Source organism: Pseudoalteromonas sp. G4 (assembly GCF_028875915.1).
GTDB lineage: Bacteria > Pseudomonadota > Gammaproteobacteria > Enterobacterales > Alteromonadaceae > Pseudoalteromonas.
Genome location: NZ_JAPEHW010000051.1, coordinates 1 through 13,909, shown reverse-complemented (window position 1 = coordinate 13,909; position 13,909 = coordinate 1). Strand labels below are relative to the sequence as shown.

General features: G+C 46.4%; 11 protein-coding genes and 1 pseudogene. 4 read left to right on the top strand and 8 right to left on the bottom strand.

From position 1 onward, the window contains the following. Positions 1-276: 276 nt before the first annotated feature. From ON073_RS20600 to ON073_RS14160, 3 genes are all read right to left on the bottom strand, one after another. Positions 277-1,005 (bottom strand): sterol desaturase family protein, encoded by a 729-nt coding sequence (locus ON073_RS20600; RefSeq protein WP_446728533.1) that lies wholly within the window; start codon positions 1,003-1,005, stop codon positions 277-279. A 401-nt stretch (positions 1,006-1,406) separates the two neighbouring features. Next, on the bottom strand, positions 1,407-2,381 hold the full coding sequence (locus ON073_RS14165; RefSeq protein ID WP_274762525.1) for a transposase: 975 nt from the start codon (positions 2,379-2,381) through the stop codon (positions 1,407-1,409). A gap of 43 nt (positions 2,382-2,424) precedes the next feature. Next, positions 2,425-2,823: a DUF4158 domain-containing protein gene (locus ON073_RS14160; protein WP_274762524.1), complete on the bottom strand. Its 399-nt coding sequence runs from the start codon at positions 2,821-2,823 to the stop codon at positions 2,425-2,427. Between the two features lie 470 nt (positions 2,824-3,293). On the opposite strand from ON073_RS14160, the gene sul2 reads away from it, so the two are divergent. The 3 genes from sul2 to ON073_RS14145 are packed head-to-tail and all read left to right on the top strand — an operon-like array spanning position 3,294 to position 5,809. Next, positions 3,294-4,109 (top strand): sulfonamide-resistant dihydropteroate synthase Sul2, encoded by an 816-nt coding sequence (gene sul2, locus ON073_RS14155; protein ID WP_001043260.1) that lies wholly within the window; start codon positions 3,294-3,296, stop codon positions 4,107-4,109. 60 nt (positions 4,110-4,169) lie between these two features. Next, complete coding sequence (aph(3'')-Ib, locus tag ON073_RS14150; protein WP_001082319.1) at positions 4,170-4,973, top strand: aminoglycoside O-phosphotransferase APH(3'')-Ib; 804 nt, start codon at positions 4,170-4,172, stop codon at positions 4,971-4,973. After that, complete coding sequence (locus tag ON073_RS14145) at positions 4,973-5,809, top strand: aminoglycoside O-phosphotransferase APH(6)-Id (RefSeq protein ID WP_000480968.1); 837 nt, start codon at positions 4,973-4,975, stop codon at positions 5,807-5,809. The genes aph(3'')-Ib and ON073_RS14145 overlap by 1 nt, the downstream gene beginning before the upstream one ends. Before the next feature lie 106 nt (positions 5,810-5,915). On the opposite strand, the pseudogene ON073_RS14140 reads toward ON073_RS14145, so the two are convergent. Further along, positions 5,916-6,320 (bottom strand): annotated as a pseudogene (locus tag ON073_RS14140) (IS91 family transposase); the annotation flags it as partial. 417 nt (positions 6,321-6,737) lie between these two features. Further along, positions 6,738-9,716, bottom strand: coding sequence for a Tn3 family transposase (locus ON073_RS14130; RefSeq protein ID WP_000985631.1), 2,979 nt, complete (start codon positions 9,714-9,716; stop codon positions 6,738-6,740). A 770-nt stretch (positions 9,717-10,486) separates the two neighbouring features. Here ON073_RS14130 and ON073_RS14125 point away from each other — a divergent pair. Further along, complete coding sequence (locus ON073_RS14125; RefSeq protein WP_274762523.1) at positions 10,487-10,654, top strand: hypothetical protein; 168 nt, start codon at positions 10,487-10,489, stop codon at positions 10,652-10,654. 171 nt (positions 10,655-10,825) lie between these two features. Here ON073_RS14125 and dfrA read toward each other — a convergent pair whose 3' ends face one another. The 3 genes from dfrA to ON073_RS14105 all read right to left on the bottom strand — a co-directional run bounded on the left by dfrA (position 10,826) and on the right by ON073_RS14105 (position 13,467). Beyond that, the gene (dfrA, locus tag ON073_RS14115; RefSeq protein WP_032474819.1) at positions 10,826-11,299 is read right to left on the bottom strand and encodes a trimethoprim-resistant dihydrofolate reductase DfrA; all 474 of its coding nucleotides are present in this window, start codon (positions 11,297-11,299) and stop codon (positions 10,826-10,828) included. A gap of 158 nt (positions 11,300-11,457) precedes the next feature. Further along, on the bottom strand, positions 11,458-12,114 hold the full coding sequence (locus tag ON073_RS14110) for a quinolone resistance pentapeptide repeat protein QnrVC1 (protein WP_000415714.1): 657 nt from the start codon (positions 12,112-12,114) through the stop codon (positions 11,458-11,460). A 255-nt stretch (positions 12,115-12,369) separates the two neighbouring features. Continuing rightward, complete coding sequence (locus ON073_RS14105) at positions 12,370-13,467, bottom strand: transposase (protein WP_193291475.1); 1,098 nt, start codon at positions 13,465-13,467, stop codon at positions 12,370-12,372. Between the last annotated feature and the right edge of the window lie 442 nt (positions 13,468-13,909).

Here is a 13,909-nt window from a genome sequence, read left to right as displayed (position 1 = left end):
GTCGACAATAACAAGGGCTAATATAGGAGTGATTCACGAAGAGATCAACAGATTGTCGACAATTTTAGTGATTTATTTTGTAAAATTAGACTAAAGAGGGATAAATTGTCGACAAAAGGCGTTTGAAGGTTGTGTAAGAAGGGGGTCAATAATTGATCAACTATTAATTACATGGCGTTAAGCTAATACCCGTATAATGAGGGTTAATGCTTGGCTAAAATTAACAAATAATTGTCACAAACCAAGCTTGAAACACCTCATTTGGTAGTTTGCTTGCTATTTTTTGGTGTGCACATCGTTAAAGAGCAACATTTCTTTTAGCTTTTGTTCATTATTCTCATCAAAGCCGCACTTATCACAAATTGTTGCATCGTTTGGGTTAACATAAGTCCCAAACAGCATGTCAAACCAAACAATATCACAATAATTTGACCTGTGTTTATTGTACTCATGGTGCATTCGATGCATTTGAGGTGTTTGTATTATATAACCCAACCACCTTGGCACTTTAATGTTGGAATGTAGAAAGTAGCCCATTAACCCTAAATAAAGGGTAAACCACGCAGATGCGATTGAATTAAACCCCAATAAAACATAACAGACCACAGCACCAATCAATAGGCTGCTTATTGCATCTAAAGGGTGTAGATAATTCGTAGTCAAAACCTCAATTCTTTGCGGGCTGTGATGTATTTGATGGAATAATCGCCACAATGTTCTATTGCTATGCTTTATACGGTGCCACCAATAAAATATGAAATTAAAAAGGATATAGCATACTAAACCTTGCAGAGGAGCTGGAATATCCAGTAACGGTTTAGCTATATTAAGTGTCTGAAAAAAAGGCTCCCAAGTGATTGAACCAATGTAAAACACTAAAAGTGTTAATAAATTTAAAGCAATTGCACGTAGATACCAGTTTTTAGATTTAACAAATGGCTTGTGGTTGATCCACCGTTCAATAATAAATAAACACAATGCAAAAAATGCTATATAAATAATCATTCTAATCCTTTAGAAAATTCAGCGCCGCAACTTCACGGCTAAGTTCTTGATTTTTAAGCCTACAAATAACCAAGGCAAATCGCTTTGCCCATGTAATCATTAAAAATCGTTGAAACTAGATTACGACACAGTCAATTTCTGTTTCAACTAACTAGTTACAACTAGGCTAGTTACAGTTACAACTAGGCCAGTTACAACTAGGCCACCCACTTTAAAAGTAATATACGTTAACTTTTACATATCTAGAAGTTAAAACTTAATCTGAGTTTTGAGCTGTAACTTTGTGTGTTTTGACTTATTTTGAAAAGTGATTAGCGTTTTTTGCCAAAAGTTACGCAGCAGCAACCTGGGTTTCGCTTAAACCTTGTTGATTGAATATTTACGTTAGGTTGCTTTGCGATTTAAGCCAACAAAGCCCGAGCATTACTCACATTTGGTCGTCGTTTTTTGTGTAAATGTTCGCAGTATTCGGCCATATGCTCTGGTTTACCCACTGCACCATGAAATGATTTTGTGAATTTGGTGGTGAGTTTTAGCCAGTTTTCGGGGCTGATAGATAATCGATTGAGTAACGGGAGTGTATCGTGTGGGATTGCGCCGCGTTTATCTTCGCGCATAATGCGACCGGTGAGTTCAACCAATTCAAGATAGCTTTTTAATTCAAATGGTAAGCCTTTTGGCATGTGTTTTCGTGGATTACCAATAAACTTCATAAGCGGTTTAGGTTGCTCACCTTTTAGCGCGGCTTTAATGCGTTGTTGAATGCTGGTGTAATCCGATTGTTCAGGTGTGTTGGCTATTTTTGCACGTATTGGGTTTAAATCTACATACGCCATGCAGGCAGCAAGTGCGGCTTCATCAAGGAGTGCTTGCGATTTAAATCTCCCTTCCCAGAAGCGACCTGTGCAGTTATCTTCAAAATTGGCTTTTCTGGCAATGTCTTCGTTAAGTACACGCATAAACCAACTAATGTCCATGAGCCGTTTACGAAAAGCGTTCGTCATATCGTTTAACGTAATGAGTTGTGTTGGGGCGAGCTTGTCGCCTCTGAGGTATTTTTGCGTGAGTAAGTTGCCTTTAAAAAGTTTATGCCAACGCAGAAGAACTGCTTTTTGCGTAAGGCGTTTTGCTTTTTTTTCATCAACATGCAGTACTATATGCGTGTGATTACTCATAACGGCATAGGCGCAAATATCAATGCAAAAGACTTTGGCAAGTTGCAGTAGTTTTTCTTCAACCCAAGCGCGACGGTGCTCGTATGATTTACCTGTAACTTTATCTTCACCGCATAAAAACGCGCGACGTACGCAACGGGATATACAGTGATAAAAAGGCGTATCAATCAAACTCACCTGATTTCGACGCGGAACAGCCATAAAATCACCTTGTGATAGAAAAACAAAACTGATTAAAGCTTAGTCACGATGTGGTTTTAAGGCTAGTTACGGTGGGTGGCCTTGTTATTCTCTCATAACCAGCAAGGTCTAATACTTTTGCGTAGAGTCGATCTTTTTGTTTTTGTGAGGGAGTGAATGGTCTGAGCCCCTTGCCGCCAAGCAGCTCTTTACTGATGAACATTAAATCCTTAGAAACCTGCGAGTAAGCGATATCTAGGATGACGGGCTTTGATTTGAAGTATCCCAAAATCGCGACAAAGTAACATCTATGAGCTCTGAGACGAATTGACCGAAAAACTGCCAATTCCGCATCGTTCAGAGAAAAGTACAGACGTTGTTCTTCGATTGAAAAAATGGGTGGGGAATAAAGATCTGCCTGTTCTGCTCTCGTGAGAATAGTAATTTCGTTTTTGATGGCCATATCAGGGCTGTTCCGTATTAAATGTACGATATTTACCTAATTTGCCACACTTATAAGTAGTAACCCACCTCCGCAGCCATTTATTGGTGTGGTCTACAGAGGATTAAGTCTTTTTAGAGGGGAAAATCCCTAGAACCCCATCTCCAAACATATCAAGCGTGTCTGTATCCCACTCTATTGTAAACAAGACATTTTTATCTTTTATATTCAATGGCTTATTTTCCTGCTAATTGGTAATACCATGAAAAATACCATGCTCAGAAAAGGCTTAACAATATTTTGAAAAATTGCCTACTGAGCGCTGCCGCACAGCTCCATAGGCCGCTTTCCTGGCTTTGCTTCCAGATGTATGCTATTCTGCTCCTGCAGCTAATGGATCACCGCAAACAGGTTACTCGCCTGGGGATTCCCTTTCGACCCGAGCATCCGTATGAGACTCATGCTCGATTATTATTATTATAGAAGCCCCCATGAATAAATCGCTCATCATTTTCGGCATCGTCAACATAACCTCGGACAGTTTCTCCGATGGAGGCCGGTATCTGGCGCCAGACGCAGCCATTGCGCAGGCGCGTAAGCTGATGGCCGAGGGGGCAGATGTGATCGACCTCGGTCCGGCATCCAGCAATCCCGACGCCGCGCCTGTTTCGTCCGACACAGAAATCGCGCGTATCGCGCCGGTGCTGGACGCGCTCAAGGCAGATGGCATTCCCGTCTCGCTCGACAGTTATCAACCCGCGACGCAAGCCTATGCCTTGTCGCGTGGTGTGGCCTATCTCAATGATATTCGCGGTTTTCCAGACGCTGCGTTCTATCCGCAATTGGCGAAATCATCTGCCAAACTCGTCGTTATGCATTCGGTGCAAGACGGGCAGGCAGATCGGCGCGAGGCACCCGCTGGCGACATCATGGATCACATTGCGGCGTTCTTTGACGCGCGCATCGCGGCGCTGACGGGTGCCGGTATCAAACGCAACCGCCTTGTCCTTGATCCCGGCATGGGGTTTTTTCTGGGGGCTGCTCCCGAAACCTCGCTCTCGGTGCTGGCGCGGTTCGATGAATTGCGGCTGCGCTTCGATTTGCCGGTGCTTCTGTCTGTTTCGCGCAAATCCTTTCTGCGCGCGCTCACAGGCCGTGGTCCGGGGGATGTCGGGGCCGCGACACTCGCTGCAGAGCTTGCCGCCGCCGCAGGTGGAGCTGACTTCATCCGCACACACGAGCCGCGCCCCTTGCGCGACGGGCTGGCGGTATTGGCGGCGCTGAAAGAAACCGCAAGAATTCGTTAACTGCACATTCGGGATATTTCTCTATATTCGCGCTTCATCAGAAAACTGAAGGAACCTCCATTGAATCGAACTAATATTTTTTTTGGTGAATCGCATTCTGACTGGTTGCCTGTCAGAGGCGGAGAATCTGGTGATTTTGTTTTTCGACGTGGTGACGGGCATGCCTTCGCGAAAATCGCACCTGCTTCCCGCCGCGGTGAGCTCGCTGGAGAGCGTGACCGCCTCATTTGGCTCAAAGGTCGAGGTGTGGCTTGCCCCGAGGTCATCAACTGGCAGGAGGAACAGGAGGGTGCATGCTTGGTGATAACGGCAATTCCGGGAGTACCGGCGGCTGATCTGTCTGGAGCGGATTTGCTCAAAGCGTGGCCGTCAATGGGGCAGCAACTTGGCGCTGTTCACAGCCTATCGGTTGATCAATGTCCGTTTGAGCGCAGGCTGTCGCGAATGTTCGGACGCGCCGTTGATGTGGTGTCCCGCAATGCCGTCAATCCCGACTTCTTACCGGACGAGGACAAGAGTACGCCGCAGCTCGATCTTTTGGCTCGTGTCGAACGAGAGCTACCGGTGCGGCTCGACCAAGAGCGCACCGATATGGTTGTTTGCCATGGTGATCCCTGCATGCCGAACTTCATGGTGGACCCTAAAACTCTTCAATGCACGGGTCTGATCGACCTTGGGCGGCTCGGAACAGCAGATCGCTATGCCGATTTGGCACTCATGATTGCTAACGCCGAAGAGAACTGGGCAGCGCCAGATGAAGCAGAGCGCGCCTTCGCTGTCCTATTCAATGTATTGGGGATCGAAGCCCCCGACCGCGAACGCCTTGCCTTCTATCTGCGATTGGACCCTCTGACTTGGGGTTGATGTTCATGCCGCCTGTTTTTCCTGCTCATTGGCACGTTTCGCAACCTGTTCTCATTGCGGACACCTTTTCCAGCCTCGTTTGGAAAGTTTCATTGCCAGACGGGACTCCTGCAATCGTCAAGGGATTGAAACCTATAGAAGACATTGCTGATGAACTGCGCGGGGCCGACTATCTGGTATGGCGCAATGGGAGGGGAGCAGTCCGGTTGCTCGGTCGTGAGAACAATCTGATGTTGCTCGAATATGCCGGGGAGCGAATGCTCTCTCACATCGTTGCCGAGCACGGCGACTACCAGGCGACCGAAATTGCAGCGGAACTAATGGCGAAGCTGTATGCCGCATCTGAGGAACCCCTGCCTTCTGCCCTTCTCCCGATCCGGGATCGCTTTGCAGCTTTGTTTCAGCGGGCGCGCGATGATCAAAACGCAGGTTGTCAAACTGACTACGTCCACGCGGCGATTATAGCCGATCAAATGATGAGCAATGCCTCGGAACTGCGTGGGCTACATGGCGATCTGCATCATGAAAACATCATGTTCTCCAGTCGCGGCTGGCTGGTGATAGATCCCGTCGGTCTGGTCGGTGAAGTGGGCTTTGGCGCCGCCAATATGTTCTACGATCCGGCTGACAGAGACGACCTTTGTCTCGATCCTAGACGCATTGCACAGATGGCGGACGCATTCTCTCGTGCGCTGGACGTCGATCCGCGTCGCCTGCTCGACCAGGCGTACGCTTATGGGTGCCTTTCCGCAGCTTGGAACGCGGATGGAGAAGAGGAGCAACGCGATCTAGCTATCGCGGCCGCGATCAAGCAGGTGCGACAGACGTCATACTAGATATCAAGCGACTTCTCCTATCCCCTGGGAACACATCAATCTCACCGGAGAATATCGCTGGCCAAAGCCTTAGCGTAGGATTCCGCCCCTTCCCGCAAACGACCCCAAACAGGAAACGCAGCTGAAACGGGAAGCTCAACACCCACTGACGCATGGGTTGTTCAGGCAGTACTTCATCAACCAGCAAGGCGGCACTTTCGGCCATCCGCCGCGCCCCACAGCTCGGGCAGAAACCGCGACGCTTACAGCTGAAAGCGACCAGGTGCTCGGCGTGGCAAGACTCGCAGCGAACCCGTAGAAAGCCATGCTCCAGCCGCCCGCATTGGAGAAATTCTTCAAATTCCCGTTGCACATAGCCCGGCAATTCCTTTCCCTGCTCTGCCATAAGCGCAGCGAATGCCGGGTAATACTCGTCAACGATCTGATAGAGAAGGGTTTGCTCGGGTCGGTGGCTCTGGTAACGACCAGTATCCCGATCCCGGCTGGCCGTCCTGGCCGCCACATGAGGCATGTTCCGCGTCCTTGCAATACTGTGTTTACATACAGTCTATCGCTTAGCGGAAAGTTCTTTTACCCTCAGCCGAAATGCCTGCCGTTGCTAGACATTGCCAGCCAGTGCCCGTCACTCCCTGTCGTCTGGGCGTTCCTCTGGGCTAAACATCGACATGATCCGGCGCTTAATATCGCCGTCCTTGTTGACCAGCGTCTTGGTCACGAAGGCCGCGTATTCTTTGGCGTTGTCGTACCCTTTCCAGACCTCGTGGGGGTCAAGAGCGTAGGCGCAAACCCGCCCAGCGACTGGGATTCTGACCAAGGCGCGTTCTGTCTCAAGGTGGGGTTCTAGGGATTTTCCCCTCTAAAAAGACATAATCCTCTGTAGACCACACCAATAAATGGCTGCGGAGGTGGTTTACTTTCAGCTTGGAGCCTAATCATCCACTATCGGCCTTGTTATTTCGCCAATATTGGGCAATTTCCCAGTATTAGTGAAGTTATACGTTCCGCTTAAGTTGATATTTTGCCACGCAACGGGCGAAACAGCACGAGTGATACCCGCTTTCTCTTCATCTCCTCTCGCTTCAAAGTGTCCCAGAAGATGACTCAGTATCGCGGAGTTGAAGTAGATGATCGCGTTGGCAAGCAATCTTGCGCATTCATTCCAGATAGCGATTTCAGACTCGTTTTTGCCACGGAACTGATCACCATTCACCGACGCAATGGCTCGTCTAAGGAAGTGCCATGCTTCTCCCCGGTTCAGGGCACGTTGCACATACTGCCGCAAACTGGCATCGTCGATGTAGTCAAGTAAATATTGCGCTTTAACCAGTCGATTATACTCCGTCAGAGCCTGTAATATTGGGTGTCCAGAAGGGTAACCAGACAACTTTCTTACCAGCATTGCTTGTGTCGTCCGCTTTGTCTGAAGTGACAGAACAATACGCCTGATATCTTGCCATCCCGTTGTAATAACATTCGTTCTGATAGGCTTCTTTAGCGCCAGTATGGTGCTGCCTTGTTCACTTTCAGTCACATCAAACAGATCATTGATGACACTACTGAACTGCGCGTATCGCGGTGCAAAACTGTAACCGCATAGATCCAGTAAGGCGAAGTTAACATGATTGACACCGTGTGTATCTGTCGAGAGTACGTCAGGTTTGATTTCACTGCTGTTGGATTGTAACAGGTCATAAATATAGTGTGATTCGTGCTCGTTGGAACCGATGATCCGAGCATTGAGGGCGCTGTGGTTGGCCACCAGTGTCATGGCCGTGATCCCTTTGTTGGTGCCGAAATACTTAGAGGAGTACCGGGTTTTAAAGGTTTCCAGATGGGTTTCGAATTTCTGACCATCCGCACTGGCATGCAGCTGGTCCTCCTGAATATGGTAGTGGCGGAAGATGGGTAGCGCTGCAACCGCATTATTGATCACGTCGCTGGCGTCATGCAGCGTTTCAGGCCGGATATAGTTGGCCTGCACCGTACTCAGGTGTTCATAGCTTCGATCGGAGATCTGCGCCATGCCATACACACCACGGTGAGTGGCGTTGGCAATCAGAATGGCCAGTAAATCATCCTGATGAGTGAACCCTTGTTTTTGTATCGGAAGTACATGAGTCAGACATTTCATGAACCCGGTTTCGCGCTCTACATACCGCAGTACATCCGCGATACCGACCGGTTGCATTCGCTTAAAAAAGGGATTGTTGACCAGAGATGTAGCGCTTTTGGTCGGCAGACGCCAGCGGGTACCGGTACGATTTTTCATGATCACATTTCGATTGTCTCCCTCATCAATATGGAGAGCAACGTCTTTGAGTGCACTTTCCAGCCGGTGTTGTTTCTCCTGTAACAATAACTCTGCGGGCTGTTTTAGTCTGTCCAGTGTTGATGAGGCCAGCAAGGTATCCTGCGATGTCTGGGGGATCAGGTCGTCTTCCAGTGCGCGGTATTTGGTAACATTTGGCAAATAAATGCGTCCATTCAGTCGTGAGGTTAACTGCCGGTAGAGCAGCCATTCGTAACGTTGCGGGTTAACGTTATCCTGTTTAACCAACCATGGGAGGTGCTTTTTCGGGATGAGCGACGTATCCATCGTCTTCAGTGGTCCACCGAATGCGATTTCCGTCTGCATCTGTTGAAGTTGGGCGACGACGGCTTCTGAGCCTTTACCGGCCTCACATTCAAGGCACAAGAACACCTGCCTTAACAGTTGCTCCAGGAGATTGCATTGTTCATCGTAATGTTGCCACTGGTACTCTTCCACGGTCCGTTTCTGTTTTTTCAGGTAAAGGCAGAGGGTCTGGATATCCCTGTCATTCATGACCTTCAATGCCTGTTGTCTGACTACTGAGAAGGGTTGATTATCATCAATGTTCTCATCCACAAACAGATGCAGTAACTCTGCCGCTTTCGTGACATTGTCCGCGGCTGACTGCCAGGACAGGAACACTGCTTGTTGTGCAAAGGTGTTGGCAGCTTCTTGTTGCTTGCGGATATGGTAAATGAACCCATCAGTTAACCGTTCCAGTGCCAGTTGTATCCGCTCTGTCAGGTGACATAGCAACCATAGATGCTGCTGTGCGCGTTTGAATCGTTTGAGTTTACTACCGTAATAGTTGATGAGCTCACCGAAGTGTTGTCGATTTTTAAGAGACAGATTAAGCCCATCGATAACGCCATTGATTTGCGTGCGCCATGGCGCTAACTGATGATAAAGGGCAAGCTCTTTTTTAAGTTCAGGTACGGTCAGACTTTTTGCACCGCCTCTGAGCTGGTTCAGGCTTAGTCCGTCATCAATGGCTGTTATGCTGTCCAGAAAGACGTGAAGTTCAGGACTGGTGAGTTGATTAAGTTGGTGCGCCAGGTCTTTTCTGACCTGCTGCATCGCTCTGCTTATCAGTCTCTGGAGTACGGTGTACCTAGGGATAGCAATGCTGTGACTGGTTAGGAATTCAATAGCAGTATCAAAGAGGTAACGCGGCTCCAGCCAGGCATTGCCCACCTGAACAAGGTGGTCGAAAAGAGAATTGAAGTGCTGACTTTCGTCCCATTTGTGATAACCAGCAAGGTCTAATACTTTTGCGTAGAGTCGATCTTTTTGTTTTTGTGAGGGAGTGAATGGTCTGAGCCCCTTGCCGCCAAGCAGCTCTTTACTGATGAACATTAAATCCTTAGAAACCTGCGAGTAAGCGATATCTAGGATGACGGGCTTTGATTTGAAGTATCCCAAAATCGCGACAAAGTAACATCTATGAGCTCTGAGACGAATTGACCGAAAAACTGCCAATTCCGCATCGTTCAGAGAAAAGTACAGACGTTGTTCTTCGATTGAAAAAATGGGTGGGGAATAAAGATCTGCCTGTTCTGCTCTCGTGAGAATAGTAATTTCGTTTTTGATGGCCATATCAGGGCTGTTCCGTATTAAATGTACGATATTTACCTAATTTGCCACACTTATAAGTAGTAACCCACCTCCGCAGCCATTTATTGGTGTGGTCTACAGAGGATTAAGTCTTTTTAGAGGGGAAAATCCCTAGAACCCCATCTTAGGAATGATGCTTGTAGGCGTTATGACATTGAAAGCAGATCAAATTATTGCATGGTGCGACAAGCAGCTTGCCAATAAAAATGACAAAAACACGCCTTAGAGGGCGTTTTTTGTTTTAAATAAACCTGCTGATTTTTGCCCTGTAAATCGCCTGAAAAGCGTCACAAACTTTCAGCCCGATTTATGGGTCAATAGGAAATAGTAAGTGCTTAAAAACGGACTTAGATTGTCTGAGACGTTTCTGTAAGGTGTTTTGAGGTACTTTCTGGGCTATTTAACATATAACCAATAATGAACACCAGATTTCTAATCTCCACGAGTGCCGAATCACTCTTGAACAATTTGTTATAGCGCGACTCAAAGGCTGCTCGAGGTTATTCCTTTAAAAGACTTAAACTGACAGTCTCCTGTCGTTTCGTATTCCAAACCTAAGCGATCTTTAGGTTCCCTTTTTATGGTCACTCCCACCACCCAAAACGCCGCATGCCAAAAATGCCACGCGGCATGAATCTCGCTTAAACGCTTGTTATATCACTGATTGAATGCAGCAAAGATAATAACCGTCATTGACACCATTAATAGAACAACACACCATAAGTGCAAATGTTCAGATTGAGGTAACTAAAATGGCAAACAACGGTAAAGTAGTAGTTTCATGTCCACGTTGTGGTTGTACTGGTACATTTAATGTAGGTATCAAAAATGGGCACGGTTCATCACCAGCACGATGTCGACAATGTAACGGGAGCTTTCGAATCCACCTAAAAAATGGTGATGTTTATAAAGTAGCCTAACTATATATTTATGCTCTGCCACACAAAAACGTGTGGCACTTTACTTCATGGATATAACGCCCTGTTAAGGTGTGAGCAACGTAATACCGACGCTTCCGAAAACCACCTTAACCACTAAAACCAACGCATAGTGAAAATGCCACGCGTTGCGAATCACTCTTGAACAGTTTGTTAGCCCTTTGCCCAAATTTGGTATGTGTAATCAATATTTGAACTGAAACTTTGCTCAAATGTTTGCTTGAAACTCTGTGGAACTGAAGGGAAAAACACGTCGCCAGAGATGTGCTTATGAATCACTGAAAGATGGATAACATCTGCTTGTTCGATTAATGCTTTGTAAATTTCACCACCACCAGAAACAAAGACATGTGCTGTCGTATTGTCTAAGTAAGCTAATGCCGATTCAACGCTTGTGAAATAAACAACATCAGGATCATTCGAGACCATTTCAGAACGAGTAACCACAGCATATTTCCTATTCGGAAGTTTACCCATTGAGTCGAAAGTTTTACGACCGACTAAAAGCCAATGATTGTAAGTCATAGCTTTGAACAGGAGCTGCTCACCTTGTACATGCCAAGGTATATCCAATCCAGAGCCAATTACTCCATTCTCGGAAACAGCTGCCATAATGGATATTTTCATTTTTCCTCCTGAGGGCTAACGCCCGCTTAAGTGGTGAGCAACGCTACCACAACACTCAATTATTACACCGTAAATACAAAAGCCAATTCAAACTAAAACCGCCAAACGTTGCGAATCCGTCTTAAAGCGTTTGTTATGTGCGTAGCCGAATCTTGCGCTTAGTCAGGAACAATGATTACCCCTAATTGCTCCAGTAACTGTTCCTGTTGCCACGAGCATATTTTTACACCCGTAAGATCAATCTTTCGAGGATCTAAACCATAAAGCTCTGAATGGCTTAAATCACAGCCTTGTACTCTAAACTGTTCCCAGCAGTCTTCCGAAAAAACACCACGGCTTAAATCTGATTCTTTAAATGAAGCGCCTCGAAGATTTGCACCAATCCATCTATTTTCGAACAGGTCACATTTTTCAATAAGCTGCTGCTCAAAATTGGCATAGGATAAGTTACAACCTGTTATGTATGCAGAACAAAAGTACATTTTATTCGAAACCTGATTTACAAAACTAACTTGACTAAAATTTGCTCCTTTAAGATCACAATCTCTCAGTTCAATACCAAAGCAATTTGCCCCCTTAAAATGGGACATTGAAAGCTGACAGTTTTTAAATGAAGCATCTCGAAGATCAGCATAAGAAAAATCGCACCCTTCCAATGCCCCCTGCTCTATGAAAGTACAGTTAATGAACTGTGTATCTCGGAGGTTTGAGCGCTTAAAATTACAATGTATAAAAGTACAATTGCTAAAGATATGTTCTTGCAAGTCCTGATGTGAGAAGTTCACTTGATTATATAATTGCTTTGATTTTTCCATGCTGTGGCTCCAAAAAACATTTGATTTGAAGACTATCATTTACCTGAGCCTCTTGCAAAATCCACAATCTTCAAGCCTGTGAATAACTATCCCATCGTATAAATAGTTGTTTTTTAGCCATTCATACCCTGCTTTCAGGGAGATATCTACTTTGGTAGCGGTATCATGCGCTTTCGCTCTTTTTTGGTTAACACTGATCTCTTCCGGTTGATTTCAACCAGAATCATACTGAGTCTCTTTGGGTACCTGTTCTTCTTATCGCCGCAAGCGCAGCAATTGATCCACACTCAGCGCTAGGATTCCAAACATTAAATGGCTCATGACCTTAGTCGGTCCTCGTACCCAGATATTTCGCCCACCGAATTCATCTTTTAGACGAGCATTGGCTCGTTCTGCCGCTGAACGCTCTCGATAACGTACTTTATCCGCAGGCTCGAACTCCTCTTTTATGCCGCCTCTGGCATTATGATCTATCAGCGGTACATGCCCTAAGCTTCGACAATGTTCTTGTAGTTCTTGGCTACAGTATGCCGCATCCATTAGGTCGTATAAGTTAGTCACTCGATCATTGCTGAGATAGGACAGCGGAATGGCTGCTCGGCTATCATGCATCGAGGCAGATGATAACAAAGCAGAGATTGGCACACCGCAATCTGCGATATCCAAATGCAGCTTGTAGCCATTCCAACTGTTTTTATAACCTTGTGCGTTACTTTTCGCACCACGGCTACATTGTTTAGGAATCTCGCTCAGCATTTCATCTAGGCTTTGAGAACGCTGACGTGCGATATTGAGCTTAGGCACCGGCTCTTGCCCCTTGCATGGTCGTCCTCGTTTTGGTTTGCCTTTTTCTGATTCTTTTGGTTTTTTCACTGGCCGCTCTCTTGCCTCAATAGCCGTCCCGTCACGATTGATATGGCCAATCAATCGGTCTGCGAAATGAGCTTTTACAAAAGCGTCATGAGCGCGTTCTGCCAGCTTAGCCTCAGCAAGTTCATCAAAAGCACGAGAAAAAGTGGATTCTGATGGCAGTTTTTTGTGGCATGGGAAACCGCAGATGCGTCGTAGAGTTCGATCTATGGTCAATCGCTCAATCAAGTGAACCGTGGTGGTCAGTCCAAGTACGGCCTTGGCAATGAAAGCATTTGCTATCCAGCTGCGTTCATGGGGTATACGACCTATAGCCGTTCGAGAAGCACAGACAAACTCTTCGATTCGAGCCCATTCTAGGGTGTGGATAAGCTTTTCTAATGTCGGGGTCAGCACATCGCTATCGGACAATAGATCTGGCAGTAATTGAAATTGAACCGTATTCCAGCGTTGCATAATTTGATGGGGCGTCGTAGCATTCATCTTGTGGGTGCTCAAATGAGTTTGTGGTGAACGACATTTTGCCGGAAACGGCCACCCACATCCTTCCTTTTTTTCTTCAGCCAAAAAAATCACGCTAAAAGAGACGTTTTGCAACTGGCTCACCTGAAAGTTCTCAACAAAAACAAAACCAATAAAAACAGAAACTTAAAACACCCCGTTTTAGCCAAAATAAGGCATCAAAACGGCATTTTAAAGGTGGCTAATTCGAAACGACCGATGCGGCCAGCCAGAAGAAAGTTTCAGTGAATCTGGCTTGTTTTAGAGAAAGCACATAACGCCCGGCACAGCGGCAGCCGTAACGGAGCGGTTTTGTGTTAATGTTTGAGCGCAGCGAGTAACACAAAACCGCGTAGTGTAGGCTGTCCGCCTGCTGCCGATTGTTAGATGCCAGTGCCACTTAATGAACGCTTGCCTTAGAAAG